We start from the raw sequence: 25,166 nt of genomic DNA, 5'->3' as shown, positions 1-25,166 counted from the left end.
GGCCTCAGGCGTCCTTGGGCCGGCGCGGGGCCGCGACCACGGCCTCGCCGTCGACGACGGTCTTGCCGTCGACCTGGCAGACGGTGGTCAGGGTCACGTGGCCGCGCCGCTCGTCCAGGGCCTGGACGGTCACGCGGGTGACCACCGCGTCGCCGATCTTCACTGGCCGGCGGAAGCGCATCGACTGGGTCAGGTAGATCGCGCCGGGGCCGGGCAGCTTGGTGCCGAGCACGGCCGAGATGTAGGCGCCCGACAGCATGCCGTGGGCGATGCGGCCCTGGAACGGCGTGGTCCGCGCATAGTCTTCATTGAGGTGCACCGGGTTGGTGTCGCCCGACACCGCGGCGAACGCCTCGACGTCGGCGGCGCCGACGATCTTGGTCGTCTCGGCGCTCTGGCCGACGCTCAAGTCCTCGAAGTAAAGCCCCTGCACGCGTGCGCTCCCTCTCACCGCCACTAGTTAGCGGCTTTTGCTCACCACGCCAGATCGGAGATGGCGTAGGTCGCCCGCGCGCCGTCCTTGGCCAGCAGCGTCTCGACGGCCGCCGCATCGACGCCGTCCGGCCCGATGGTCTCGGCGCCGTGGATGCCGCTGGCGACGAACAGCACGTCCAGGCCCTGGTCGTTCGCGCCCTTGGCGTCGGTGGCGACGGCGTCGCCGATGCACAGCACCCGCGCGCGATCCAGCGGCCGGCCCAGCAGCATCTGCGCCTCGGTCAGGCAGAGGTCGTAGATCGGCGCGTGCGGCTTGCCGGCCATGATCACCTCGCCGCCCATCTCTTCGTAGCGCTGGGCCAGGGCCCCGCCGCAATAGATCAGCCGGTCGCCCTTCTGCACGACGATGTCGGGATTGGCGCAGATCATCGGCAGCTTGCGCGCCAGGGCGATCTTGAAGCGCTCTTCGTAGTCGTCCGGGCCCTCGACGTCGTCGTCATAGGGACCGGTGCAGGAGATGAAGGCCGCGTCCTCGGGACCGGCGAAGGCCAGGTCGAGGCCTTCGTACAGCGAGGCGTCCTTTTCCGGGCCGATCGCCCAGGCCGGGCCCGGCGCGCGGCCGCCCAGCAGGATGCGGGTGGCGTCGCCGGACGAGATGAACGCCGACCAGGCCTCGCGCGGGACGCCCAGCTGGTCGAGCTGGCTGTGCACGGCGCTCGACGGGCGCGGGGCGTTGGAGATGAGGATCACCGGGCCGCGCTCGGCCCGCCAGCGGCTCAGCGCCGCACAGGCGGCGGCGAAGCTCTCGCGTCCGTTGTGGATCACGCCCCAGACATCGGAGAGCAGGACGTCGTAGCGGTCGGCGACGGCCGAGAGGCCGGTGATCGGAAGGGGCGCGGTCATGGGCAGGGGCGGTAACGGTCCGGCGCGCGCCGGTCAATGCGGCGCGTCAGATCCGGGTGGCGGCGGCGCGGCGGCGGGCCAGGACGCCGACCCCGCCGCGGGTGCGGACCGGCGGCTCGTCATAGGTCGCCGGCTCGGCGACCGGGCCGTCGGCCTCGGCCAGCACCGCGTCGCGGATGGCGCGCGGTTCGCCGAACAGGTGGCCTTGGCCGTAGGCGATGTCGAGCTCGAGGATGTCGACGATCTGGCGCTCGCTCTCGACCTTCTCGGCGACGATCTCGACGCCGTAACGACGGGTCAGCGAGGCGAAGTCCTGGGCGGCCAGGTCGGGCAGCGAGCGCAGGATCAGGCCCTCGTCGGTCTCGGCCAGCTCGTCCAGCAGGAACGGCGCGGCGATCTTGAGGAACTTCACGTCCGAACGGGCCAGGTCCTGGAAGTCGATGTCCAGGTCGGTGACCTTGTCGAGCGAGAAGCGGAAGCCGAGGTCGGCCAGCTTGCCCATGTTGCGCGCCTCGACCGAGCCGCGGGCGTCGAACGCCGCCTGGCCCAGTTCGAAGATCAGCGCGCCGGCGAGGTCGCGGTTGGCGGCCAGCAGGTCGAGGAACTGCGGGAAGAAGCTTTCGTCCGCCAGGCTGGCGATCGAGATGTTGCAGAAGATGCCGACCTTGCGGTCCTGCTTGGCCAACCGCCGGACGATCTGCACGCAGCGGAACAGCAGCAGGTTGTCGATCGAGGTGACCAGGCCCTCGGGCTCGGCGACGGTCAGGTACTCGGCGGGCATCAGCACCCGGCCGGTGGCGTCGCGCAGGCGCGAATAGCTCTCGTAGAAGACGGTGCGCCGCTGCGGCAGGCCGACCACCGGCTGCAGGTAGAGATCGACCCGGTTCTCGGCCAGCGCCTCGCGCACGGTGTCGAGCAGCGCGGCCGATTGGTGGTGACGGCGCGGATTGGGTTCGTGGCGGGCGTGCAGCGCGCTGGCGCTGACCCGCTCTTCCAGGCGCTGGCCCATCCGCTGGACCAGGTCCTCCAGCATGTGGACCTCGCCCTCCAGAGCCTCGGAGCGGCCGGCGTCGTCGCTGACCGCCTCGGCGACCTCGGTCATGCGGGCGTCGACCTGCTCCATCTGCGCGAGCATCACCCGCTGGGCCTCGCGCACCGCGTCGAGTTCCTTGCGCAGGGCGCGCATCTTCAGGGATTGAGCCACCAGGCCGTGCACGGCGAAGCAGAGGCCGAGGCCCCCGACCAGGGCGGCGACGCCAGGCGCCCAGCCGCCCCCGTTCCGCCACAGAAGCAGGGCGACGATCAGCGCTAGACAGAGATAGGTGGCGGAGAGCGCCACCGAGGTGAACTGTCGCATGAGCCCGCAGAATCCGAATCACTTGGATTATCGGATGCGTCGCGTCGACAAGTCGAACGGATTAACGAACGCTTCACGTTTCTGAAGCGTTCGACGGTGGATTACCGCGTCGGGACGGGCTTCTCGCCGCGATAGTCGTAGAAGCCGCGGCCGGCCTTGCGGCCCAGCCAGCCGGCCTCGACGTACTTCACCAGCAGCGGGCAGGGGCGATACTTGGAATCGGCCAGGCCTTCGTAGAGCACGTTCATGATCGACAGCACGGTGTCGAGGCCGATGAAGTCGCCCAGTTCCAACGGGCCCATCGGATGGTTGGCGCCCAGCTTCAGCGCCGTGTCGATGGCGTCGACGGTGCCGACCCCTTCGTAGAGGGTGTAGATCGCCTCGTTGATCATCGGCACCAGGATCCGGTTGACGATGAAGGCCGGGAAATCCTCGGCGTTGGCGGTGGTCTTGCCCAGCGACTTGGCGAAGTTGACGGCGGTCTCGTAGGTCGCCGCGTCCGTCGCTATGCCGCGGATGATCTCGACGAGATTCATCAGCGGCACCGGATTCATGAAGTGCAGGCCGATGAAGCGCTCCGGACGGTCCGAAGCCGCGCCCAGGCGGGTGATCGAGATCGACGAGGTGTTGGAGGCGAGGATGGTGTCCGGGCCGAGGTGCGGCGTCAGCGCCTTGAAGATGGTCTTCTTGACCTCTTCGTTCTCGGTGGCCGCCTCGATGGCTAGATCGGTCGTGCCGATGGTCTGCAGTTCCGGCGCCGGCTTGATGCGCGCCATCGCCTCGTCCAGCGCGTCCTGGGCGATCGCGCCCTTCACGACCTGGCGGCTGAGGTTCTTCTCGATCAGCGAGCGACCGGTCTGGATTCTATCTTCGCTGACGTCGTGCAGCAGGACGTCGTATCCCGCCAGCGCGCAGACGTGGGCGATGCCCGCTCCCATCTGACCCGCGCCGATGATGCCGACCGACTTAATCTGAACCATGCCGAAATAAGCCTCGAATGACCTGGGCGCACTCCCCTGCGCGCCCGATTGCGACGGGTTTCTAACATGCGGAACCGCGCACAAGCCAAGGCTTTTGCTGCGACGCAGCGTAGCCCTTTGGCGGATCAAGGATTCAGGGCTGGCCCCTGGCGGCCTCGGCCGTCAGCCAGTCGCGCAATGCGTGTATCCGGTGAAGTTTCGGGTTGTCGCCCCGCCAGACCAGATAGAACGCGAATTCGTTGCCGACCGCCTGCGGCAGCACCTGCACCAGCCGGCCGCTGGCCAGGTCCTGCTCGACCAGCGCGCCCCGCGCCAGGGCCACGCCCATGCCCTGGGCCGCCGATTCCAGCAGCATGATCGAGTCCTCGAGTTCGATCCCGCGGCCGGGATCCTCCAGACCAAACGCGCCAAACCAGACGCTCCACGGACGGTGACGGTGGCGCAGCAGCGGCGCGGTCAGCAGGTCGGCCGGGGTGCTGATGTCGTGCGCCGCCGCCAGGGCGGGGCTCGCCACCGGGAATAGCCGTTCGCGGAACAGCAGGGCGGTCTCCAGGCCCGGCTCCCGGGCCAGGCCGTAGCGGACCCCGACGTCGACGCCGTCTGTGACGAAGTTCGCCATCCGCTCCTCGGCGATGAAGTCGATGTTCGCGCCCGCCGGGTCAGCCAGCAGTCGCGGCAACCGCGCCGGCAGCCAGCGGGCCGCCAGCTGCGGGTCCAGGCTGACGACCAGCGGATCGTGGTCGGCGGCGCGCCGGAAGTCGGCGACGCCGGCCTGCAGCACGCCAAGCGCCCGCTCGACCTCGCCGGCCAGCCGCTCGGCGGCGGCGGTCGGGATCATGGCGTTGCCCTGGCGCACGAACAGGCGCGCACCGAGCTCGGCTTCCAGCTTGCGGATCTGTTGGCTCACCGCGCCATGGGTGACGGCCAGGTCCTCGGCCGCGCGGCTATAGCTGCGGCGGCGGGCCGCAGCGGCCAGGGCGCGAAGCGCGAAGAACGGCGGTAGGCGGATCATGCGTGGTTGTTAGGCCGGCTAACAACCTTGAGCAACATTGATCGTTCGTATCGGCCGTGGCGCGGGCGCATATCGATGGGGCGGCCGCACCTCCCCAACCCTCACAAGCCCAGGAACTCTCCATGAAAGCCCAGCTTCTGATGCTGAGCGCGGCCGGCCTGCTGCTGGTTGCGCCGCTGACCAGCGCGCTCGCCGCGCCGGCCGACGTCCAGACCTTTGTCGCCTCGGCGACTGCCGACGCCGGCGAACGTCTCGCCGCCCGCAACGTCGATCTCGGCGAGCGCAGCGTGGCCGTGCGCGGCCGCGTGCACGCCGACCGCCTGAGCGGCCTGCGCATCGCCCGTTCCAGCGGCTCCGCCGAACTCGACGACCAGGTCGTCGCGGCGCTGAAGAACCTGCGCACCGACGTCGCGCCGGTCGACGTGGCCGGGCGCGAAATCACCCTCACCCTCGGCACGCCGGCCGCGGCGGAAGCCATCGCCACCCGCTAGCCCCACTGGCGGGCGGGCATGAAAAAGGGGCGGTCCCTTGCGGGGCCGCCCCTTGATCGTTTGGTTCCTGGAACCTCGTCCGGTTTACTTGCCGGCCGCGGACAGGGCGTCCATCAGTTCCGGCACCGCGGTCTTGTAGTCCGCGACCAGGCCGAAGTCGGCGACCTGGAAGATCGGCGCGTCGCCGTCCTTGTTGATTGCGACGATGACCTTGGAGTCCTTCATGCCGGCCAGGTGCTGGATCGCGCCGGAGATGCCGACGGCGATGTACAGTTCCGGGGCGACGACCTTGCCGGTCTGGCCGACCTGATAGTCGTTCGGGGCGTAGCCCGCGTCGACCGCGGCGCGCGAGGCGCCGACCGCCGCGCCGAGCTTGTCGGCGAGCGGCTCGATGACCTTCTGGAACTCTTCGGCCGAACCCATGGCGCGACCGCCGGAGACGACGATCTTGGCGCCGGCCAGTTCCGGACGGGCCGACTTCACCAGTTGCTGGTCGACGAACTTCACCTTGGCCGAGACGGCGCCGGCGGCGACGTTTTCAACCGAGGCCGAGCCGCCTTCGCCGGCCGCCTTGAAGGCGGTGGCGCGCACGGTGATGACCTTCTTGCCGTCCGAGGACTGCACGGTTTCCAGGGCGTTGCCGGCGTAGATCGGGCGCACGAAGGTGTCGGCGCTGACCACTTCGACGATTTCCGAGATCTGCGCGACGTCCAGCTTGGCGGCGATGCGCGGGCTGAAGTTCTTGCCTTGCGAGGTGGCCGGGGTCAGCACCGCGTCGTAGCCGCCCATCAGCGGAACGACGGTGGCTTCGACGGCTTCGGCCAGGCCTTGGCCCAGCTCGTCGCTTTCGGCCAGCAGCACCTTGCGCACGCCGGCGACCTTGGCGGCGGCGTCAGCCGCGGCCTTGGCGTCCTTGCCGGCGACCAGCACGTCCACGTCGCCCGACAGGGCCAGCGCGGCGGTGATGGTCTTGTTGGTGGAGTCCTTCAGCGACGCGTTGTCGTGATCGGCGATGACGAGAACAGCCATTAGAGCACCCCCGCGGTCTTCAGGTTGGCGACCAGGTCGCCGGCGGTTTCAACCTTGATGCCGGCCGAGCGCTTCGCGGGCTCAGCGACCTTCAGGACCTTCAGGTGCGGCTTCAGGTCGACGCCGAGCGAGGCGGCTTCCTTGACGTCCAGCGGCTTCTTCTTCGCCTTCATGATGTTCGGCAGCGAAGCGTAGCGCGGCTCGTTCAGGCGCAGGTCCGCGGTGATGATGGCGGGCAGGCCGACCTCGATGGTCTGCAGGCCGCCGTCGACTTCACGGGTCACCTTGGCGGTGTCGGCCGACAGCTCGATCGCCGAGGCGAAGGTCGCCTGCGGCCAGTCGAGGATGGCCGCGAGCATCTGGCCGGTGGCGTTGTTGTCGCCGTCGATGGCCTGCTTGCCCATGATCACCACGTTCGGGTTCTCTTCGGCGATCGCCGCCTTGAGCACCTTGGCCACTTCCAGCGGCTCCAGATCCTGGTCGGTCTGGATCAGCACGGCGCGGTCGGCGCCCATGGCCAGAGCCTGACGGAGGGTTTCCTGAGCCTGAGCCGGGCCGATGGAGACGACCACCACTTCAGTCGCGACGCCCTTCTCCTTCAGGCGCACGGCCTCCTCGACTGCGATCTCGCAGAAGGGATTGATGGACATCTTCACATTGGCGAGGTCGACGCCCGACTGGTCGGACTTCACCCTGGCCTTGACGTTTGAATCGATCACCCGTTTGACCGGGACCAACACCTTCATGGGTCGCTAGCGCCTCAAATTTGTTTTTGTGAAAAATTCGGTCGGATGCGGCATAACGGTTCCGCCGAGCATTGCAAGTCGGCGAGGGATCACAGTTCGCCGCATTTTCGGCGAACGAAGCCGCTAGCAGGCTCCCGAAGCGAAGACTAGAAGCACGTCATGAACCGTACCATCGACCGGCTGAAGCTGATCTTCCTCGGCCTTTTCATCGTCCTCAGCGCCGGGACGCTCGTCTATCACGTCGGTTGGGTGTGGCCCGGCCAGAAGTGCGAGGAAGCGGGCGACTGGTGGGATTGGCGCAGCCGTACCTGCGCCAGCCCGATCCTGATTTCAGACATCACCGGCCGGGTGATCAAGAACGACAAGACCCGCGCCGAGGCCAAGGCCGACGCCGCCAAGGTCCGTGCCGATAAGGCGCCGGAAGCCGCCGCGCCCAAGGCGAAGGCCGAACCCCAGCCCTAACGCGTGGCGCCGGACTGCCAGAACACCTCGGCTGCGCCGCGGTCGTTGGCGTGGCGCGCGGCCACGAACAGGAAATCCGACAGCCGGTTTAGGTACTTCATCGCCTCCGGCCCGACGTTTTCGCCTGACTCGACCAAGGCCACGGCGATGCGTTCGGCCCGACGCGCCACCGTCCGCGCCAGGTGCAGATGCGCCGCGGCCGGGGTTCCGCCCGGCAGGATGAACGAGGCCAGCGGCGGCAGCTCCGCGTTCATCGCGTCGATTTCCTGCTCCAGCCGGTCGATCTGCGTCTGGACCATCCGCAAGGCGTGAACTTCGCCCTCCTGCGGCGGCGTGGCCAGGTCCGCGCCCAGGTCGAAGAGCTCGTTCTGCACCCGCGCCAGCATGGCGTCGAACTCGCCCTCGGTGTGCAGGCGCGCCAGTCCCAGACAGGCGTTGGCCTCGTCGACCGCGCCATAGGCCTCGACCCGCAGGGACGACTTGGAGACGGGCTGGCCGGTGGCCAGGCGCGTGGTCCCGGCGTCGCCCGTGCGGGTGTAGATCTTGTTGAGCGTGACCAAATCAGCCGCCGAACTTGGCGCGCCACCACACGGCCAGCACCAGGATGGCGATGGCGAGCGCCTGCAGCGCCACGCGTAGCCGCATCAGCTTGTTCGAGTACGAGCGGCCGAAGTCGCCGCCGCGGAACAGCGCGAAAAGTCCGACGAACAGGGTGATGGTCACCGCCGCCAGGCTGATGGGGATCAGGTAGGTGAAGATGTTCATGGCGCGATCTTAGCCGAGATCGTGGCCGCGGGCCTATCAGTTCGCTGTCGCAGCCGGGCGAAATCCGCTGGCGATCAGGCCGATGTGGCGGTCCATCACCTTGCCCATGGTCTCGGCGTCGGCGTCTTCCCAGGCGGCCAGCCGATAGGTCCAGGCGTAGGACGCCATGAGCGCGTCGACGACCACTTCCAGATCGGTGGCGGGATCGACGTCGCCGCGCTTGATTCCGTCGGCCAGGCAGTCGCGGATCACCAGCCGCAGCCGCGGATTGCGGCCATAGGGACGGCTGGAGGGGCTGAGCGTCCAGTTGTAGGCCGCCGCAATGTGGGCCAGGAACAGCCGCGTGCGCCGGGTCTCGAAGGCGTAGTGGATGGCGAAGATCGATTGCAGTCGATCGGGCGTCGAGCCGCGCAGGTGCGGCGCCAGCCGGTCGAGCTCGGCATAGAGCGCATCCAGCCGGTCGGCCATGACCTGGCTGAGGATGTCGTTCTTGGAGGAGAAGGTGGTGAATACGCTGCCGACCGACACCGCCGCCTGACTGGCGATTTCGCGGACGGTGGTGGCGTCGAAGCCCTTGGACTCGAAAAGATCCCGAGCAGCATCAAGCACGCGCTGACGCGTCGCCTCTTTCTGGGACTTACGTACGCTCAAATGTTCCCCCCAGCCTGCATGGCCGTGCAGGCGCCCCGGGCATTTGCTTAGGGCGAATCCTGCTTCAGGAATTCGTGATGTGAGAAGATGCGACAACTCGCCGCGGAGCTGAACCCCGAAAAACCCCAGGAACAGCAAGGGCGAGACCTGATCCGTCTGGAACAGATCTCGCCCTGATCAGTCTAGTCGGCTGCTTAGCCGCGGCGCGCGCCGGCCAGCAGCACGCGGATCTGGTCTTTCGACTTGGCTTGCAGGGCCTCCAGGCTCCAGCCGCCGAAGATCGCTTCCTGATAGTTGGCCAGGTAGCAGTCGAACAGCATCTGGCTGCGCAGCTTCACTTCGGCTTCCTGTGAGAGCTCGCCGCGCTCGACGCCCAGCGTCAGCTGCTCGGTGAACAGTTCCTGCAGTTCCAGCACCGGCGGCAGGCTGCGCAGTTCCTGGCCCTGCTCGGGCATCCAGGAGATCCCGAAGGCGGCGCGGGCCAGCGGCAGGCGGGTCTTGTAGAAGGCGTAGCCGGCCACGAACAGCTTCAGCAGCGTGTCGTCGACGCCGCGACCGCGCGAGGCGCCCTCGCGCATCGCTTCGACCAGGGCCTCCATGTCGGCGACCATGATCTCGCGGAACAGGTCCGACTTGTCGGTGAAGTTGGCGAACACGGCGCCCGTCGACATGCCGGCCTCGGCGGCGATGTCACGGATAGTCGCGCCCTCGTAACCGGCCTCCGAGAACAGGCGGCGGGCGGCTGCCAGCACCTTGGTGCGGGTCTGTTGCTTGGCGAGCGCGCGGCGGGTCGGAACGCGGACCTGGGTCTCGCCGGCGACTTCGATGTTGCTGGAGACGTGTTTCATCGGGCGATCCTCGCCGTAGCCAGCGCCATCGGCTGTTCGAACTCTACGCAATACTCTTTCACTACCTTGGCGATCCGCTCGGCGCCTTGCCGCGCGAAGCGCAGTCCCAATTGGGCCGCGTCGCGCAACTCAGCGATGAGCTGGTTCGGGTTTTCTACGGCTAGATCGCCGCCCGCGGGGGAACGGACGGCGGTGACGCAGGTCGTCATGACCACTGATTCCTCTTAGCCCCTCAGCCCGGCGGGTCCAAGCGATGGGTTTGGTTGAGCGTGTTCAGCGAACTTGTTTCGCAAAGTATGTATGTTGGCAGCATGTAGCGTGGCGCACCGGGCTTTACCGTGTGGCGCAGCGTCGCAGACCGGCGTTTTGCTGCAGAATCCGAACTTGGTCTGTCGGGCTCCCGCCAGTCCAAAAAACCACGGCTCGCTGAGCATGCTCGCGAAACCTCGCTCGGCGAGGCGGATTCTCGCTCTGCGTATGGCCGGTGTGCGGCGGTGGTGCACACCCAAGACGTTTGACCCAGCGGAAACCTCACCCCGAAACGCGGATTTTTCGCGGCGAAGTCTGGAGATGATGCTCAGGTCAAACTGGACGCCAGTCCAAGGCGAGCACCAGTAACGTGCACGGTTGTGAGGCGGCGGACCTGACCAGCCGGGACGGACCGGGGTGTCTTCAAGAAATCGTGTAGTCGGGCAGGCCGCCAGTATTGGCACAAGGTGCGCCAAAATATCGGCGCTATCAGTTTGCGCCGTCGAGCAGTCGGCGGGCGATGACCTGGGCCTGAATTTCGCCGGCGCCCTCGAAGATGTTGAGGATTCGCGCGTCGGCCAGCACGCGGCTGACCGGCTGCTCGCTGGCGAAGCCGGTGCCACCGTGGATCTGCACGGCGTTGTCGGCGCAGGCCCAGGCGATGCGGGCGGCAACCAGCTTGGCCATGCCGGCCTCCAGGTCGCAGCGGCGGCCCTCGTCCTTGGTCCGGGCCGCAAACCAGGTCAGCCGCCGCGCGCCGACCAGCTCGGCCGCCATCATCGCCAGCTTGTTGGCCACGCGCGGGAAGTCGGAGATCGGCCGCCCGAACTGCCGGCGCGCGATCGAATAGTCGACGGCGAGGTCGAGGGCCGACTGCGCCACGCCGATGGCGCGGGCGGCGGTCTGGATGCGGGCGCTCTCAAACGTCGCCATCAGCTGCACGAAGCCCTGGCCCTCCTGGCCGCCCAGCAGCCGCTCGTGCGGCACAGAGAAGCCGTCGAAGGCGATCTCGTATTCCTTCATGCCGCGATAGCCGATCACCCCGATCTCGCCGCCGCTCATGCCGGGCGCCGGGAAGGGATCGCCCGCCGTGCCGCGCGGCTTGGCCGCCAGGAACATCGACAGCCCGCGGTGGTCCTTCGACGCCGGGTCGGTGCGGACCAGCAGGGTCATCAGGTCGGCGCGCGCCGCATGGGTGATCCAGGTCTTGGCCCCGGTCACCTTCCAGGTCTCGCCCTCGCGCACGGCGCGCGTGCGCAGCGAGCCGAGGTCGGAGCCGGCCTCCGGCTCGGTGAAGACGGCGGTGGGAATGATCTCGCCGCTGGTGATCGCCGGCAGCAGCTCTCGCTTCTGGTCGTCGGTGCCGTGCGCCAGGATCAGCTCGGCGGCGATCTCCGAGCGGGTGCCCAGCGAGCCGGTGCCGATCCAGCCGCGCGACAGCGCCTCGGACACCACGCACATGGCGACCTTGCCTAGGCCCGAGCCGCCGTACTCCTCCGGCGCGGTCAGGCCGAACACGCCCAGCGCCGCCAGCTCGTCGATCAGCGGCAGGGGGATCAGTTCGTCGCGCAGGTGCCAGCCGTGAGCGAACGGAACGATCTTCTCCTCGGCGAAGGCGTGGAACTGGTCGCGGACGTGCTCGAGGGTTTCGTCCAGGCCGCTGGTCTCCAGCGACGGGCGGCCGCGAGCGGTCTCAAGCAGCTCGACGATGCGGTTCTTCACCGCCTGCGAGGCGCCCGGCGCCAGGGCGGCGATCGCCGGCGCCAGCGGCGCGGCGTCGAGGCCGAGGTCGGCCGGCCGGAAGGTCTCGCCCTGGTTCATCGGCAGGCCGCCGGCCAGCTGGCTCAGATACTCGTACGCCAGCAGCTGCGCGGGCAGGGCCTCGGCCTCGCCCAGGCGGTTCTCGGCCGCAAGCTCGCCGGCCCAGGCGGCCGTCTGGCGCAGGGTCTCGGCATAGGCCGCCGCCCAGGCCAGGCCATGGGCGACGTGCTGTTCGCGGTCCAGGGCGTCGCGATCCAGCCGCCCACCGCCGGCTACACGATCGCTCACCGCCCGGCGGGCTTGCGCGACATAGGTTTCGGCGGCGTCGGCGGCGTCGGCCAGCAGGCCGGTAAGGTTCGCAAGCATCATGGCGGCCTGACTATAGGGCATGCTTGCCGCACGTCATCGGTGACGCTACGCCAAGTGAAAACCGGAGGAAGCGCCATGATCGTCGTCCATCACCTCAACGACTCGCGCTCGCAGCGCATCCTGTGGCTGCTGGAGGAGCTGGGGCTCCCCTACGAGATCAAGGCCTATCAGCGCGACGCGACCACCCGGCTGGCGCCGCCCGAACTGACCGCCGTCCATCCGCTCGGCAAGTCGCCGGTGGTGACCGAGGACGGCGCGACGATCGCCGAGTCCGGCGCGATCATCGACTACGTCCTGCGCCATCACGCTGCCGGCCGTCTGGCGCCGCCGGTCGGCACGCCCGACCACGAGGCGCACCAGCAATGGCTGCACTACGCCGAGGGCTCGGCGATGCTGCCGCTGATGCTCAACATGTACGTCGCCCGCCTGGGCGAGGCCGGCGCGCCGCTGCAGCCGCGCATCCAGGGCGAGATCGCCAACCACCTCAGCTATGTCGAGCGGTCGCTCGAGGGCCGCGACTACCTGATGGGCAAGGACCTGACCGCCGCCGACGTCCAGATGAGCTTCGTCGGCGAGGTGGCCGGCGCCTTCGGCCAGTTCGCGACCTATCCGAACATCGCCGCCTGGGTCCGCCGCTTCCAGGACCGCCCGGCCTATCGCAAGGCGCTGGAGAAGGGCGGCCCCTACAACCTCGGACCGAAGGACTAGCGCGCCCAGGGATCGTCCAGCACGCCGTCGATGAAGTCGAAGACGGCGGCCTTGGTGAGGGCGTGCGGGATCGCCGAGAAATGGTCGCAGCCGGGGATGACGACGCCCCGGCCGTCGCCGAACGCCTGGGCCAGCAGTTCCGGGTCGCCGTTGGACTCGCGCTGGCCGGCGACGACCAGCACCGGCATCGGCAGGGTCGCAAAGCCCTCGGTGTCCAGCGCCGGGTTCTCGGCCTGGACGAAGGCGGCCAGGGCGCGGCGATCCTCGCCCTGCTCGTCGGCGAACTGGCGGAAGCTCTTCAGGAACGGCTCGGTGATGGTCTCCGGATCGTCGGCCAGCATGGCGTTCGCCATGACGTCGCCGCGCGCCGAGGGCCGCTCGCTCAGCATCTTGTCGCCGACCCCGCCCAGGATCAGATTCGAGAACCGGTGCGGTGCGGCCACGGCGGCCGCCGCGGCCACCCGCGCGCCCATCGAATAGCCGAACAGGTCGACCCGGTTGACGCCGAGGTGGTCCATCAGCTCGACCACGTCGCGCGCCAGGTTCTCACGCAGGTAGGCGGTCGGCTCATAGGCTTTGCCGCTCTGGCCGTGCCCACGCTGGTCCAGTGCGATCACCCGGAAGCGCCGGCGCTCCAGGGCCGCGTACCAGCCGGTCCGCTTCCAGCCCTCGTTGCGGTTCGAGGTGAAGCCATGGACCAGCAGGATCGCCCGCTCGTAGTTGTCGGGCGCGTTGTCGTCATAGCTGATCGTGAAGCCGTCGCTGGTCGTGAAATCCATGGTCGCAATGCGCTCGATCTGAATAGGCCGTCAAAATAACGGTTCAACAGACCCGCGGTGCGCGCCGATGGCAAGTCCCGGTCAGCTGCGCCAGCGCAGGGTGGCGGCCTCGACCGGGTTCTCGAACGGCCGCCCCGCCTTCCGGCTCGCGGTCCATTCGCGCTTCAGCTGCTGGTACCACTTGGCCTGACGGTCGGCGTCGTCGATCCACAGCAGCGAGGGATCGTAGCGCAGGCCCTCGTTCTGCAGGTTCACCATGTCGCCGTCCTGGCGCAGGAAGGCCCGCGCGCCGGCGGCGATGAACGGCTTGAGCACCAGGAACGCCGGGTGATCGGACCAGACGATCTGGGTGATCCGGGTCTTGCCCTCGTTGATCGGCGTCAGGCAGGTCAGCGACAGCACCTGGCGCTGGCCGACGGTCACATGCTCCCAGCGCAGGCCCGGGATGCGGAAGGTGATCTCGGTCAGCGGCTCGCCGCCCAGGATGGCGTAGGCGCGGCTGTTCTTGCTCGGCTCGTGCCGCACCATGGCGAAGCCCTGCTCGCGCGGTTCGAACTTCTTGGCCTTCTCGTGCTGGCTCTTGGTCGAGCGCCACCACCATTGCTGGTGCACATAGGGGCCGTGGGCCGGATCCATCAGCCCGACGACCGCGTGGTCGATATGGGCGTCGAAGTCCATGCGGTCGACCAGCTTGGGGCCGCCGCCGACCACGCCCGGGAACACCGGCGGCGGCTCGCTCGGCTCGCCGGTGAAGCGCGGATCCCCGCTGATCCAGACGAACACCAGGCCCTGGCTTTCCGCCGCGGGATAGTTGCGCACCCGGATGCGGCTGACGTCCATCGCCTGGTCGTCGACCAGCGAGGGGATCGCCGCGCAGGCGCCGTCGGTCTTGAAGCGCCAGCCGTGATAGGGGCACTCGACGCTTTCGGCGCCGTCGGCCTCGCGGGTCAGCTTGCCGGCCGACAGCGGCGCGGCCCGGTGCGGGCAGATGTCCTTGAGCGCATAGACCTTCCCGGCCCGGTCGCGACCCAGCAGGATCGGTTCGCCGAGGATCTCGTAGCGTTGCAGCTTGCCGGCCTTCAGGTCGCCCGAGAGGGCGGCGAAGTACCAGATGTCATGCAGGAAGCCGCGACCGAACTTGGTGTCGGCGGTGGGTGAGGTTTTGGCGTCGCCGTCGGGCATGGGCGCCTTCTACCGCGTTACGCGAGCCGCAGGAACCTGGCCGAGTGGGCGCCCATGTGGAGGGCGGCTCCATCGAGGTTCGCCTCGCCCGCGCCGGGCTCCAGGATCTGCGCGCCGGCCAGCCGTTCGTCGCCGAACACCGCCGGGGCCGCGCCCATGTTGAACACGCAGGCGATCTGCTCGTCGCCCGCCCGGCGGACGAACACCAGCAGCGGCTCGGGCGCGCTGACCATTTCCAGGTCGCCGGCGACCAGGGCCGGGACGTCGCGGCGCAGGGCCAGCAGCGCGCGGGTGAAGGCCAGGGTCGAATCGGCCGCCGCCTCCTGGCTCGCCGCCGACAGCCCGGCGTGCTCCACCGCCAGCGGCAGCCACGGCTTGCCGGCCGAAAAGCCCATGTTGGTCCCCTCGGTCCACGGCATCGGCGTGCGCGAGCCGTCGCGGCCCTTGGCGATCGGCCAGTAGAGATCGCCGACCGGATCGCGGATCTCCTCGCGGGTCAGGCTCTGGGCCTCGGGCAGGCCGAGTTCCTCGCCCTGGTAGAGCAGCACGGTGCCCTTCAGCGTCAGCAGCAGCGCCAGCATCAGCCGGGCGATCGCCTCGCCGCCGCCGAACCGCGTGGCGGTGCGCGGGATGTCGTGGTTGCAGAACGAGATGCACGGCCAGTGGCCGGGGAACCGGTCCAGGGTGTCGTAGTGGTCGCGGAAGATGTCCGGCGACAGCCGCCGCGCATGCAGCAGCACGAAGGTGTAGGCCGAGTGCAGGCCCTCCTGCGGCGTGCAGTAGGCCCCGCAGCGCTCCTCCTCCTCCGAGAACTCGCCGAACACGAAGCGCTCGTCGAAGGCGTCCACCCGGCGGCGGATCTCGTCCAGCAGGGGCACGTTCTCGGGCAGGTTGGAGTCGTGCAGGTGACGCTGCATCTCGCTGGCGTGCGCCCAGTGGCGGCGCAGCCGCTGGTCGGCCGGCACCGCCGGATTGTCGGTCAGGGTGTCGTCGTGCAGGAAGGTGCCGGCGACGTCGAGCCGGAAGCCGTCGATCCCCTTGTCCAGCCAGTACTCGAGAACCCGCAGGGCGGCGGCCTTGGCCTCCGGATGGCGCCAGTTCAGCTTCGGCTGCTGGCGCAGGAACTTGTGGTGATAGTGCTGGCGGCGCGCCGGCTGGTAGGCCCAGGCCGGCCCCCCGAACACCGACAGCCAGTTGTTGGGCGCGGTGCCGTCCCGGGCCGGGTCGGCCCAGACGTACCAGTCGGCCTTGGGCCCCTCGGCGCCGCCGTCGCGGCTCTCGACGAACCAGGGATGTTCGTCGGACGTGTGCGACAGCACCTCGTCCAGCATGACCTTCAGGCCGCGCCGGTGCGCCGCATCGATCAGCGCCTGCAGGTCGTCCATCGTCCCGTAGTCGGGCTGGACGCCTTCGTAGTCGGAGATGTCGTAGCCCCAGTCGCGGTTGGGCGAGGGGTGGACAGGCGAGAGCCAGATGGCGTCGACGCCCAGGCTCTCGATGTAGTCCAGTTTGGCGAGGACCCCGGCCAGGTCGCCGTGGCCGTCGCCGTCGGAGTCGAAGAAGCTCCGCACATAGACGTGGTAGACGACCGCGCCCTTCCACCAGGGCGCGGCCATCTTCTTAGGCCTCGGTGGCGTTGTGGATGATCTTCGAGACCAGGCCGTACTCGACGGCGGCCTCGGCGCTCATCCAGAAGTTCCGCTGGGTGTCCTTGACGATCTTCTCGTACGGATGCCCGGTTTCCTTGGCGATCATGCGGTTGACGCGCTCGCGCATCTTCACGATCTCCTCGGCCTCGATCTGGATGTCGCTGGCCTGGCCGCGGACGCCGCCCATCGGCTGGTGCAGCAGGAAGCGGGTGTTGGGCAGGCAGAGGCGGTTTTCCTTGCTCGCGCCCAGGAAGATATGCGCGCCGGCCGAGGCCACCCAACCGGTGCCGATGACCTTCACCTGCGGGCCGCAGAACTTGATCATGTCGTGGATGGTGTCGCCGCTCTCGACGTGGCCGCCGGGCGAGTTGATCACCACCTTGATCGGCTTGTCGCTTTCGGCCGACAGGGCCAGCAGCTGGGCGGTGACCCGCTCGGCCAGGCGCATGTCGATCTCGCCGAACACCAGCACGGTGCGCGACTTGTAGAGCGCGTTCTGAACAGGCCCGGCCGTCATCGGCATGTCGGGCTTGCGGGCGCCGTCTTCGCTGTCGTCGTCTTCGTCCAGGCGCCAGTTACGCATATGGGGTCTCCAATTCGGTTAGTCCGGAACGTGCGATGCGCAGCGGCGCTTCGCAAGAGCCCGAAGGCCGCGCAAGGGTCGATATTGCGCGGGGAAGGTGTCTGTAGGCGCTTTATCTGACGAAGTGGTTTCCGTCAGCGGACCTTGAGCGCCAGCAGCAGGAGCAGCGCCGAGACCCCCAGGTGCAGCAGCATGAAGCGCACCAGCACCTGGCTGTTCGACCAGCCGAGTTCCTTGCGGACGTGGTCGTGCAGCGGGAAGCGCACCTTGGACAGCACTTTCAGGCCGAAGAACCGCATCAGCGCCACCTTCACCAGGCCGGTCGCGCCGTTCAGCAGCAGCACCGAGCCGATCAGCAGCAGGAACAGCGGATTGTTGGTGGCGACCACCAGCATGCCGATCAGCAGCCCGATCGGGCGCGAGCCGGCGTCGCCCATCAGCACCTGGCTGGGCGGGGCGTTGTACCAGAGGTAGCCGGCGATGCAGCCGACCATCAGGAAGGCCATGATCGCCCAGTTGGCGCCGTCGCGGTTGAGCGGGATGTGCAGGTGGCCGGCCACCGCCTCGTTGCCGATCACCGTGTAGAGCAGGCCGCCCAGCAGCAGGATCGCCGTGCCGCTGAGGCTGCCGGAGACGCCGTCGACGCCGTCCGAGCAGTTGGTGGCGTTGATCGACAGCCAGATCACGCCGGCCGCCATCGGGATCGAGATCCACGGCGCCAGGGTCAGCACGCCTTTCCAGCCCGGCAGCCAGATCTGCACCGGCTGGAAGCCGTAGATGACGGCCGCCGCGCCGAACGCGATGGCCGCGTCCATGATCGCCAGTTGGTACTCGCTGAAACCGCCGCGGCGGTCGTCCAGATAGCCGACGATCAGCGCCGCCAGCATGAACGGCACGGTCAGCAGCGGCTTGGCGGTCAGCGGCACGAACACCATGCTGGCCAGGCAGAAGATGATCACGAAGATCAGTCCGGCGCTGACCGGCTTGCCGACGCTGAGTTCGGCGTTGACTGCGAAGGCGCGGCCGCGATCGGTCGGCAGCAGGCCCCACAGCTTGGGCAGCAGCAGCCACGTGCCCAGGGCGCAGACCGCGAAGCCCGCGCCCGAGAGGAAGAAGAACGAATTGAACAGCCGCAGCGGACCCCAGGCCTCGCCAAGGGTCGAGTAGATCCAGTTCAGCATTCGGGTCGCGGTCCGCGCGGTGGACGATCGCCCGGATGTGTCGCAATCCGGGCGGCTTGTCGATGCGGCGTAGGTGCTAACCGGCCGTGCTGGTGGCGATCAGCCGGGCGTAGAACTGCACCGCGCGGTCCAGGTTCTCCAGGCTCATATGTTCGTTGGTGCCATGGATCATCTTGATGGTCTCCAGCGAGAACACCATCGGCTGGAAGCGGTAGACGTCGTCGGCCACGCCGACCAGATAGCGGCTGTCGGTGCCGGCCGTGACCAGGCTAGGCGCGACGGGCGACTTGGCGGTGTCGCCGGCCAGGGCCGCGACCATCTTCCAGGCCTCCGAGGTGGTCGAGGAAACCGGCGAGGGCTCGTTCGGCGTGCGGCTCCAGGCGAAGGTCACCGGCAGCGCGCCTACCGCGGCCTTGGCACGCGCCAGCACCCCGGCCGAGCTGTCGCCCGGCGCGATGCGGTAGTTGATCCAGGCGGTGGCGTCCTGAGGCAGCACGTTCTCCTTGGGGCTGCCTTTCAGCATGGTCGGGGCGATGGTGGTGTGCAGCAGGGCCGCGCCGGCCGGCGTGGCGGCGGCCTGTTTGATGATCAGCGGTTCGAACAGCCAGCGGTTGGCCATCGCCATGCGGATCAGGAACGAGCCCTGCGGCGCGAGGCTTTCCATCATCATGCCGCCGGGACCGTCGAGCCTCATCGGCGCCTGGTCCTCGGCGATCTTGGTCACCGCCCGGGCCAGGGTCAGCACGCCGCCGGAATCGGCCGGCGGGGCCGAGGAGTGACCGCCTTCCGCCTCGGCGGTGACCATCAGCGTCGCGTAGCCCTTCTCGGCGATGCCGACCAAGGCGACCTGGTCGCCGGTGATCGGATTGTCGGAGATGATCGCCATGCCTTCGTCGAGCACGAACTGGGCCTTGATCCCGCGCGACTTGAAGAGGTCGGCGACGGCCTGGGCGCCGGTGCCGCCGGCCTCCTCGTCGTGGCCCGAAACCAGGATCAGCGTGCGCTTGGGCTTGTAGCCTTGCTGGGCCAGCGCCTCGACGCCTTCGAACAGGGTGACCAGCGAGCCCTTGTCGTCGATCGCGCCGCGGCCCCAGACCGAGCCCTCGGCGATCACGCCGCCGAACGGCGGATGCTTCCAGTCGTCCTCGGTGCCGGGCGTCACCGGCACGACGTCCTGGTGGGCCATCAGCACCACCGGCGCCAGGGCGGGGTCGGACCCGGCCCAGGTGTAGACCAGCGTATGGCCGGCCACGACCTCGCGGGTCATCGCCGCGTGCGCGGCCGGATAGGTGGTCTGCAGCCAGGCGTGCAGCTTGTCCCACTCGCCGAGCTGGTTGTCGGCCTTGTCCTGGTGGCTGATGGTCTGGAACTGGATCGACTGGGACAGATGCTCGGCGGCCTTGGCGGTGTCGATCGCCACCGTCGGCGCCAGTTTCACCTTGGAGAGGTCCGCGCCCGCGTCGGGCTTGTAGGTCAGCGTCCTGATCACGACTATGGCCGCGAGCAGTATGACCAGCCCGACCAGTCCCAAGGCGATCTTGCCGATGAGTTTCATGGGTCCCTCTCCTCTGGACCTCGACCATAGGTCGGCGCCGCTAGGGAAGAGAAGCCAGTCCGCGTGCGTCTGATCGCGTTTCAATCATCCGGCGTGTTCTGGGGCGCGGTCTGGGCGACCCTGGCCGACGCGGCGCTGGCGGTCGCGATCCTGGTCTGCTGGGCGAACGCGGCGCTGCCGCCGCAGGATCTGCCCTGGAAGCCGCTGACCCTGTCGGCTCCGCCCGGCCTGGCGACCCATCAGCAGTTGCGACGCGCCGCCGCCGATCCCGGCCGCTGCCGCGCGGCGCTGCGGGCCGGCGGCGTGCGGTTCGACGAGAGCCCGCCCCGCCGCGAGGCCGGCTGCTCGCAGCTCGATGCGGTGCGGCTGCGGGGCGGGACGACGCCGCTGTCGCCGGCCGCCCCGGTGATGACCTGCGGTCAGGCCCTGACCTACGCCGCCTGGGACCGCTACGGCCTGCAGCCCGCCGCCCGCGAGCTGCTCGGTGAGTCGATCGCCAGCGTCGATCACATGGGAACCTACGCCTGCCGCAACATGTACGGACGCGCCGAGGGCCCGCGCAGCCAGCATGCCTTCGCCAACGCCCTCGACGTCGGCGGCTTCACGACGGCCAGCGGCCGCAAGCTGCGCGTGCTCGGCCAGTTCGATGGCGAGGACGGGCGGGGCGCGTTCCTGCGTCGCTCGCGCCACGAAGCCTGCGGCTGGTTCCGCACGACGCTGAGCCCCGACTACAACGCCGCTCACCGCGATCACCTGCACCTGGACTCCGGACCCTTCCGGATCTGCCGCTAGCCGCGCGCGGCGCGCACGAAGAACACCGCGGTCATCACCACCGACAGCGCGATGGTGGCGGCGCGCACCACCCGCGGGTCCAGCCGCTTCCCCAGGTGCGCGCCCAGATAGCCGCCGACGATCGCGCCGAGCCCGACCAGCAGCGTCTCGGGCCAGCGCACCGCGCCGGCGATCACGAAGCAGACCACGGCGATGGTGTTGGCGGCGCTGACCATCAGGGTGCGCGGCGGGTTGAGCTGCTTGAGATCGACCCCGGCCAGCAGGCTCCAGGCGGCCATCATCATCAGCCCGACCGCGCCGCCGAAATAGCCGCCATAGACGCCCAGCGCGAACTGCAGGACCAGGATCGGGACCGGCCCGACCTGGGCGTGACGCTGCAGCCAGGGCGCGATGCGCGGCCCGAACGCCAGGGCCAGGGTGGCGGTCAGCAGCAGCCACGGCAGGATCACGTCGAAGGTCGAGGACGGCGTCCACAGCAGCAGCAGGCTGCCGGCCAGGCCGCCGGCGAGGGTGACCGCCAGCATCGGCCGCACCGGCACGCCGCAGACCTCGGTCAGGCCCTGCCGGTAGACCCAGGCGCTGGCCAGGCCGCCGGGATAGAGCGCCACGGTGCTGGAGGCGTTCGCCGCCACCGAAGGCACGCCCGCCGCGATCAACGCCGGCAGGGTGACGAACGAGCCGCCGCCGGCCAGGGCGTTCATCGCCCCGGCCAGCAGTCCCGCGCCCAGCAAGAGGAATTCGCTGCCCATGGCGCCAAGCTGCGCCGGGCAGGACGGCCGCACAATGCGCGGTCGCCGGGGTCAGCCTTCGCGATCGGCGAAGGCTAGAGCGACTTCAACCAGGGCAGCAGCCGATCGTTGACCTCCTGCGGCCGCTCCTGCTGGGTCCAGTGCCCGCAGCCGGGCAGCACGTCGGCGCCGCGCAGGTTGGGCATCTCCGCGCCCATGATCGCCATCAGGTCGCCCTTGCCCAGCATCGACAGCACCAGGTCGCGCTCGCCGCCGACGAACAGCGACGGCTGCTCGATCTTGCGGCCCTCGAACTGGCTCAGGTACGCGAAGTCGCGCTGGTGGTTGCGGTAGCGGTTGATCGGCCCGCGGAAGCCCGAGCGTTCGAACTCGGCCACGTAGTAGTCGAGGTCGGCGTCGGTCAGCCATGCGGGGAAGGGGTTCGGGTCGACCAGCCCCTCCAGCAGGCTCTGGCCGTGGGTCTTGTCGGTCGGCCAGGTCCCGTCCGGCGCGTCGCCGCTGATCGCGTAGTAGAACTTGCGAAGACCGTCGCGGACATTGGCCTCCAGCTCAGCCTCGGCCGGGCCGACGTTCTGGAACCAGGCCTGGTAGAAGAACTTGCCGCGGCTGGTGAACACGCTCTCGATCATGTCGCTGAACGGCCGCTTGGGCACGCCGGTGTAGGGCACCGACAGCCCGGCGACGGCGCGCACGCGGTCGGGGCGGACGAGGGCGGTGTTCCAGACGATCGGCGCGCCCCAGTCGTGCCCGACCAGCACGGCGGGCGCGTCGGGGCTCAGCGCCTCGATCACCCCGGCCACGTCGGCGACCATGTGCTCCATGTCGTAGTCTTCGACGGCCGGCGGCCGCGTCGAGCCGCCATAGCCGCGCACGTCAATGGCGCAGGCGGTGAAGCCGGCTTCGGCCACCGGGCCCATCTGGTGGCGCCAGCTGTACCAGCTTTCCGGGAAGCCGTGGACCATGACGACCAGCGGACCGGAGCCTTGAATGGCGGCCCGCAGGGTGACGTCGGGGAGCGCGATGTTCTTGAATTCGTGCATGGATGGACGCTAACCGGCCATTGCGGATCGACAAACTGTTTCGTTGGCCTCAGGGTGAACCCGGGTATGGGCCGCCGGCGCTTGCGGCTTGGGGGGCGTTTAGGAGTCTGAGTGTCCCATAGCGTTCTCGAACGTCTGCGCGAAGCCACGAGGCCGGCGCACGAACGACTGGAAGAGCGGCTCGATATCCTTGCCAGGATGCAGTCTCTGGACGGCCGCCGCGCATTGGCGGCGCGCTTTCACAGCCTCCACGCGGGCATGGAGACCGTGCTCGAGCCCTGGTTGGCGGACGTCGCGGGCCTGGACTTTTCGGCCCGCCGCCGCACCCGCTCGCTGGAAGCCGACCTCGCCGCCCTCGGTCTGAACCCGCAGACGCCCGCCGCGGCGCCCGCGCCGGCCGACGGCGCCGAAGCGCTGGGCTTCATGTACGTCCTCGAAGGCTCCAGCCTCGGCGGCAAGGTGATCCGCAAGCAGGCCGAACGCGCCGGCCTCGACATGACCGGGCTGAGTTTCCTCGATCCCTATGGCGCGCGGACCGGCGAGGCCTGGCGCGCCTTCCTCTCCGTTCTGGACCGGGAAAGCCCGCCGCATGATACGGCCCGCGGCGAAGCGGTCGCCCGCGGAGGCGCGCTCGGCTTTGCGCATGCCGAGCGGGTCCTGCTCGAAGGAGCAGCCGCATGAGCCTCGAACTCGACGCCGCGGCGGAGGTCGACCTGACCTCCTGCGACCGCGAGCCGATCCACATCCCGGGCTCGATCCAGCCGCACGGCATGTTGCTGGTGGTCGATCGCGACAACCTGACGGTGGGCCACGTGGCCGGACCGGTCGAGGAATTGCTCGGGGTCGCCGACTGGCGGGGCGCGACCCTGGGGCGGCTGTTGGGCGACGAGATCGCCGACCGTGTCGGGCGGCTGACGGAGTCCTCGGCCACCGGCGGCTTCGCCGGGCAACTCCGGCTCGGCGCGCGGCTGTTCGATGTTCACGCCCGCGATCAGGGCGACCTGGTGCTGGTCGAGATCGAGCCTGGCCCCGCGGTCCCGGCGTCGGGCTCGTCCATTCTCGGCGCGCTGGAGGCGGCCGGCCTGGCCTTCGAGCGGGCCGCCAATCTCAAGGCGCTCTGCGAGCGGGCCGCCGTGGAGTTCCGCCGCATCACCGGTTTCGACCGGGTGATGATCTATCGCTTCCTGGACGACGACGCCGGGGCGGTGCTGGCCGAGGACCGGGCCGACTTCATGCCGGCGTTCCTCAACCATCGCTTTCCGGGCTCGGACATCCCCCGGCAGGCGCGCGCCCTCTATCTGCGCAACCTGGTGCGGGTGATTCCGGACGTGCGCTACGAGCCGGCCCCTCTGAGGCCGGCCTGGACCGGCGCGCCGCTGGACATGAGCGACTGCGCGCTGCGCAGCGTCTCGCCGATCCACATGCAGTACATGCAGAACATGGGCGTCGGGGCCTCGGCCTCGATCTCGATCGTGCGCGACGGCGAACTGTGGGGCCTGATCGCCTGCCATCACGCCACGCCGGCGCTGATGCCCTACGACATCCGGGTCGCCTGCCGCGCGCTGTCCGGCGGCCTGGTGCGCCAGATCAAGGCCAAGGAAGAGGCCGAGATGCTGCGCGAGCGGATCCGCCTGCGCAGCATGGAGGACGAGATCGTCCGTCTGCTGTCGCGGGCGTCCTCGCTCGACGACGGCTTGCGCGAGGTGCTGCCCGACGTGATGCGGGCCCTGAACGCCGACGGCGTCGCGGTCCTGCGGGGCGGGGAGCTGCATCAGGCCGGCGCCTGTCCGGCGGAAAGCGCGGTGCGCGACCTCGCCGCCTGGCTGGCGGCCGGGGACCGCGCCGACCCGTTCGAGACCAGCCGGCTGCCGGACGCCTACCCGGCCGCGGCGGCGTTCCGCGATGTCGCCAGCGGCCTGCTGTCGGTGATCGTCTCGCGCGACGAACCGTTCCACATCCTCTGGTTCCGCGCCGAGCAGGTCGAGGAGATCAACTGGGCCGGCAACCCGCACAAGATTGCGGCCGGGCCGGACGGCGTGCTGACCCCGCGCGCCTCATTCGAGGCCTGGAGCGAAGCGGTGCACGGCCGGTCGCGGCCCTGGACGCCGGCCGAGCTGGACGCGGCCGAGCACCTGCGGCGTGCGGTGCTCGACGTGCGCCAGACCCGCCGGATGCGCGAGCTCAACGCCCGCCTGTCGGAGACCTTGTCGGAAAAGGACGGGCTGATCGAACAGAAGGAGCTGCTGCTGCGCGAAGTGAACCACCGGGTTCAGAACAGCCTGCAGCTGGTGTCGAGCTTCCTGGGCCTGCAGGCGCGCGCCTCGGACAGCGACGAGCTGAAGGACAGCTTCGAGGAGGCGCGGCGGCGACTGAGCGCCGTGGCCCTCGTCCACCGCCGGCTCTATCGCGCCGATCAGATCGAGCACATCGACCTGTCGCGCTACATCGAGGAACTGGTCGACGACATGGCCGCCTCGATGGGATCGGAGTGGGAGGGGCAGGTGTCGCTCGACCTCGCGCCGGTGGTGATCGCGACCGACCGCGCCGTGACCTTGGGCTTGATCATCACCGAGTTGGTCATCAATGCGAACAAGTACGCCTACGGCGGCCGGTCCGGCCCGATCGACATCGCGCTCTCGCAATCGGGCGGGCGGATGATGGTGGTGGTCGGCGACCGGGGCGGCGGCCGCCACGGGCCGGGGCAGGGCTTCGGCACGCGCATGATGAACGCCATGGTCGCCCAGCTGCGCGGCGCGCTCGACTATCAGGACAACGACCCCGGCCTGCGGGTGGTGCTGACCGCGCCGCTGAGCTTCGAAGCCGACGCTTGACCCAACGGCGCCCGGCGCCGCAAATGACGACGACAAAATCAAACATTTGTTTGGAGGGA

Annotated in this window: 27 protein-coding genes; 6 read left to right on the top strand and 21 right to left on the bottom strand. The window is 69.2% G+C overall.

Translation table 11 applies throughout. From position 1 onward, the window contains the following. Nucleotides 1-4 precede the first annotated feature (4 nt). The 5 genes from ACSQ2H_RS19735 to ACSQ2H_RS19715 all read right to left on the bottom strand — a co-directional run bounded on the left by ACSQ2H_RS19735 (nt 5) and on the right by ACSQ2H_RS19715 (nt 4,687). On the bottom strand, nt 5-433 hold the full coding sequence (locus ACSQ2H_RS19735; RefSeq protein ID WP_436063072.1) for a MaoC family dehydratase: 429 nt from the start codon (nt 431-433) through the stop codon (nt 5-7). A gap of 41 nt (nt 434-474) precedes the next feature. Beyond that, nucleotides 475-1,338: a TIGR01459 family HAD-type hydrolase gene (locus ACSQ2H_RS19730; protein WP_436063071.1), complete on the bottom strand. Its 864-nt coding sequence runs from the start codon at nt 1,336-1,338 to the stop codon at nt 475-477. Nucleotides 1,339-1,384: 46 nt separating this feature from the next. Beyond that, complete coding sequence (tipF, locus tag ACSQ2H_RS19725; RefSeq protein ID WP_436063070.1) at nt 1,385-2,695, bottom strand: flagella assembly cyclic-di-GMP phosphodiesterase TipF; 1,311 nt, start codon at nt 2,693-2,695, stop codon at nt 1,385-1,387. A 101-nt stretch (nt 2,696-2,796) separates the two neighbouring features. Further along, nucleotides 2,797-3,675: a 3-hydroxybutyryl-CoA dehydrogenase gene (locus tag ACSQ2H_RS19720; protein WP_436063069.1), complete on the bottom strand. Its 879-nt coding sequence runs from the start codon at nt 3,673-3,675 to the stop codon at nt 2,797-2,799. 133 nt (nt 3,676-3,808) lie between these two features. After that, the gene (locus tag ACSQ2H_RS19715; RefSeq protein WP_436063068.1) at nt 3,809-4,687 is read right to left on the bottom strand and encodes a LysR substrate-binding domain-containing protein; all 879 of its coding nucleotides are present in this window, start codon (nt 4,685-4,687) and stop codon (nt 3,809-3,811) included. 122 nt (nt 4,688-4,809) lie between these two features. Between ACSQ2H_RS19715 and ACSQ2H_RS19710 the strand changes: the two genes are divergently transcribed. Beyond that, nucleotides 4,810-5,178, top strand: a complete 369-nt coding sequence (locus tag ACSQ2H_RS19710; protein ID WP_436063067.1) for a hypothetical protein — start codon at nt 4,810-4,812, stop codon at nt 5,176-5,178. Between the two features lie 84 nt (nt 5,179-5,262). On the opposite strand, the gene ACSQ2H_RS19705 is transcribed toward ACSQ2H_RS19710, so the two are convergent. Together ACSQ2H_RS19705 and ACSQ2H_RS19700 are read right to left on the bottom strand one after the other, a co-directional pair. Then, nucleotides 5,263-6,207 (bottom strand): electron transfer flavoprotein subunit alpha/FixB family protein, encoded by a 945-nt coding sequence (locus tag ACSQ2H_RS19705; RefSeq protein WP_436063066.1) that lies wholly within the window; start codon nt 6,205-6,207, stop codon nt 5,263-5,265. Beyond that, on the bottom strand, nt 6,207-6,953 hold the full coding sequence (locus ACSQ2H_RS19700; RefSeq protein WP_436063065.1) for an electron transfer flavoprotein subunit beta/FixA family protein: 747 nt from the start codon (nt 6,951-6,953) through the stop codon (nt 6,207-6,209). The genes ACSQ2H_RS19705 and ACSQ2H_RS19700 overlap by 1 nt, the downstream gene beginning before the upstream one ends. Before the next feature lie 159 nt (nt 6,954-7,112). On the opposite strand from ACSQ2H_RS19700, the gene ACSQ2H_RS19695 reads away from it, so the two are divergent. Beyond that, nucleotides 7,113-7,415: a hypothetical protein gene (locus ACSQ2H_RS19695; RefSeq protein ID WP_436063064.1), complete on the top strand. Its 303-nt coding sequence runs from the start codon at nt 7,113-7,115 to the stop codon at nt 7,413-7,415. On the opposite strand, the gene ACSQ2H_RS19690 is transcribed toward ACSQ2H_RS19695, so the two are convergent. The 6 genes from ACSQ2H_RS19690 to ACSQ2H_RS19665 form a co-directional block, all read right to left on the bottom strand. Beyond that, entirely contained in the window at nt 7,412-7,975 is a 564-nt protein-coding gene (locus tag ACSQ2H_RS19690) for a cob(I)yrinic acid a,c-diamide adenosyltransferase (RefSeq protein ID WP_436063063.1), read from the bottom strand. The two genes, ACSQ2H_RS19695 and ACSQ2H_RS19690, sit on opposite strands and share 4 nt — an antisense overlap. Before the next feature lies 1 nt (nt 7,976). Next, nucleotides 7,977-8,180, bottom strand: coding sequence for a twin transmembrane helix small protein (locus ACSQ2H_RS19685; protein WP_436063062.1), 204 nt, complete (start codon nt 8,178-8,180; stop codon nt 7,977-7,979). Between the two features lie 36 nt (nt 8,181-8,216). Then, on the bottom strand, nt 8,217-8,831 hold the full coding sequence (locus ACSQ2H_RS19680) for a TetR/AcrR family transcriptional regulator (protein ID WP_436063061.1): 615 nt from the start codon (nt 8,829-8,831) through the stop codon (nt 8,217-8,219). A gap of 194 nt (nt 8,832-9,025) precedes the next feature. Then, nucleotides 9,026-9,679 (bottom strand): TetR/AcrR family transcriptional regulator, encoded by a 654-nt coding sequence (locus ACSQ2H_RS19675; protein ID WP_436063060.1) that lies wholly within the window; start codon nt 9,677-9,679, stop codon nt 9,026-9,028. Further along, nucleotides 9,676-9,894 (bottom strand): hypothetical protein, encoded by a 219-nt coding sequence (locus tag ACSQ2H_RS19670; protein ID WP_436063059.1) that lies wholly within the window; start codon nt 9,892-9,894, stop codon nt 9,676-9,678. Before ACSQ2H_RS19670 ends, ACSQ2H_RS19675 begins: the two co-directional genes overlap by 4 nt. A gap of 523 nt (nt 9,895-10,417) precedes the next feature. Further along, on the bottom strand, nt 10,418-12,058 hold the full coding sequence (locus tag ACSQ2H_RS19665) for an acyl-CoA dehydrogenase family protein (protein ID WP_436063592.1): 1,641 nt from the start codon (nt 12,056-12,058) through the stop codon (nt 10,418-10,420). A gap of 75 nt (nt 12,059-12,133) precedes the next feature. Between ACSQ2H_RS19665 and ACSQ2H_RS19660 the strand changes: the two genes are divergently transcribed. Next, nucleotides 12,134-12,766 carry a glutathione S-transferase family protein gene (locus tag ACSQ2H_RS19660; protein WP_436063058.1) on the top strand — a complete coding sequence of 211 codons (633 nt, stop codon included), beginning with the start codon at nt 12,134-12,136 and terminating at the stop codon, nt 12,764-12,766. Here the strand turns inward: ACSQ2H_RS19660 and ACSQ2H_RS19655 are convergent. The 6 genes from ACSQ2H_RS19655 to ACSQ2H_RS19630 form a co-directional block, all read right to left on the bottom strand. Further along, entirely contained in the window at nt 12,763-13,545 is a 783-nt protein-coding gene (locus ACSQ2H_RS19655) for an alpha/beta fold hydrolase (RefSeq protein ID WP_436063057.1), read from the bottom strand. The two genes, ACSQ2H_RS19660 and ACSQ2H_RS19655, sit on opposite strands and share 4 nt — an antisense overlap. Before the next feature lie 81 nt (nt 13,546-13,626). After that, nucleotides 13,627-14,727: a Rieske 2Fe-2S domain-containing protein gene (locus ACSQ2H_RS19650; protein ID WP_436063056.1), complete on the bottom strand. Its 1,101-nt coding sequence runs from the start codon at nt 14,725-14,727 to the stop codon at nt 13,627-13,629. Nucleotides 14,728-14,744: 17 nt separating this feature from the next. After that, nucleotides 14,745-16,343, bottom strand: coding sequence for an alpha-amylase family glycosyl hydrolase (locus ACSQ2H_RS19645; protein ID WP_436063055.1), 1,599 nt, complete (start codon nt 16,341-16,343; stop codon nt 14,745-14,747). A 4-nt stretch (nt 16,344-16,347) separates the two neighbouring features. Further along, the gene (locus ACSQ2H_RS19640) at nt 16,348-16,959 is read right to left on the bottom strand and encodes an ATP-dependent Clp protease proteolytic subunit (protein WP_436063054.1); all 612 of its coding nucleotides are present in this window, start codon (nt 16,957-16,959) and stop codon (nt 16,348-16,350) included. Nucleotides 16,960-17,093: 134 nt separating this feature from the next. Next, the gene (locus tag ACSQ2H_RS19635; protein ID WP_436063053.1) at nt 17,094-18,140 is read right to left on the bottom strand and encodes a hypothetical protein; all 1,047 of its coding nucleotides are present in this window, start codon (nt 18,138-18,140) and stop codon (nt 17,094-17,096) included. A gap of 76 nt (nt 18,141-18,216) precedes the next feature. Next, entirely contained in the window at nt 18,217-19,695 is a 1,479-nt protein-coding gene (locus ACSQ2H_RS19630; RefSeq protein ID WP_436063052.1) for a M20 family peptidase, read from the bottom strand. A gap of 63 nt (nt 19,696-19,758) precedes the next feature. Between ACSQ2H_RS19630 and ACSQ2H_RS19625 the strand changes: the two genes are divergently transcribed. Further along, on the top strand, nt 19,759-20,487 hold the full coding sequence (locus tag ACSQ2H_RS19625; RefSeq protein WP_436063051.1) for an extensin-like domain-containing protein: 729 nt from the start codon (nt 19,759-19,761) through the stop codon (nt 20,485-20,487). On the opposite strand, the gene ACSQ2H_RS19620 is transcribed toward ACSQ2H_RS19625, so the two are convergent. Continuing rightward, nucleotides 20,484-21,236 (bottom strand): sulfite exporter TauE/SafE family protein, encoded by a 753-nt coding sequence (locus ACSQ2H_RS19620; protein WP_436063050.1) that lies wholly within the window; start codon nt 21,234-21,236, stop codon nt 20,484-20,486. The two genes, ACSQ2H_RS19625 and ACSQ2H_RS19620, sit on opposite strands and share 4 nt — an antisense overlap. Nucleotides 21,237-21,310: 74 nt before the next feature. Further along, nucleotides 21,311-22,276 carry an alpha/beta fold hydrolase gene (locus ACSQ2H_RS19615; RefSeq protein WP_436063049.1) on the bottom strand — a complete coding sequence of 322 codons (966 nt, stop codon included), beginning with the start codon at nt 22,274-22,276 and terminating at the stop codon, nt 21,311-21,313. 111 nt (nt 22,277-22,387) lie between these two features. Between ACSQ2H_RS19615 and ACSQ2H_RS19610 the strand changes: the two genes are divergently transcribed. Together ACSQ2H_RS19610 and ACSQ2H_RS19605 are read left to right on the top strand one after the other, a co-directional pair. Next, on the top strand, nt 22,388-22,957 hold the full coding sequence (locus ACSQ2H_RS19610; RefSeq protein ID WP_436063048.1) for a biliverdin-producing heme oxygenase: 570 nt from the start codon (nt 22,388-22,390) through the stop codon (nt 22,955-22,957). After that, nucleotides 22,954-25,107 (top strand): histidine kinase dimerization/phosphoacceptor domain -containing protein, encoded by a 2,154-nt coding sequence (locus ACSQ2H_RS19605; RefSeq protein ID WP_436063047.1) that lies wholly within the window; start codon nt 22,954-22,956, stop codon nt 25,105-25,107. Before ACSQ2H_RS19610 ends, ACSQ2H_RS19605 begins: the two co-directional genes overlap by 4 nt. Nucleotides 25,108-25,166: the final 59 nt, after the last annotated feature.

Origin of the sequence: Phenylobacterium sp. LjRoot97 (genome assembly GCF_964254345.1) — a bacterium.
In the GTDB taxonomy this organism is placed as follows: Bacteria; Pseudomonadota; Alphaproteobacteria; order Caulobacterales; family Caulobacteraceae; genus Phenylobacterium.
The sequence above is the reverse complement of the archived record's forward strand: the minus strand, read 5'-3'. Positions and strand labels throughout refer to the sequence as shown.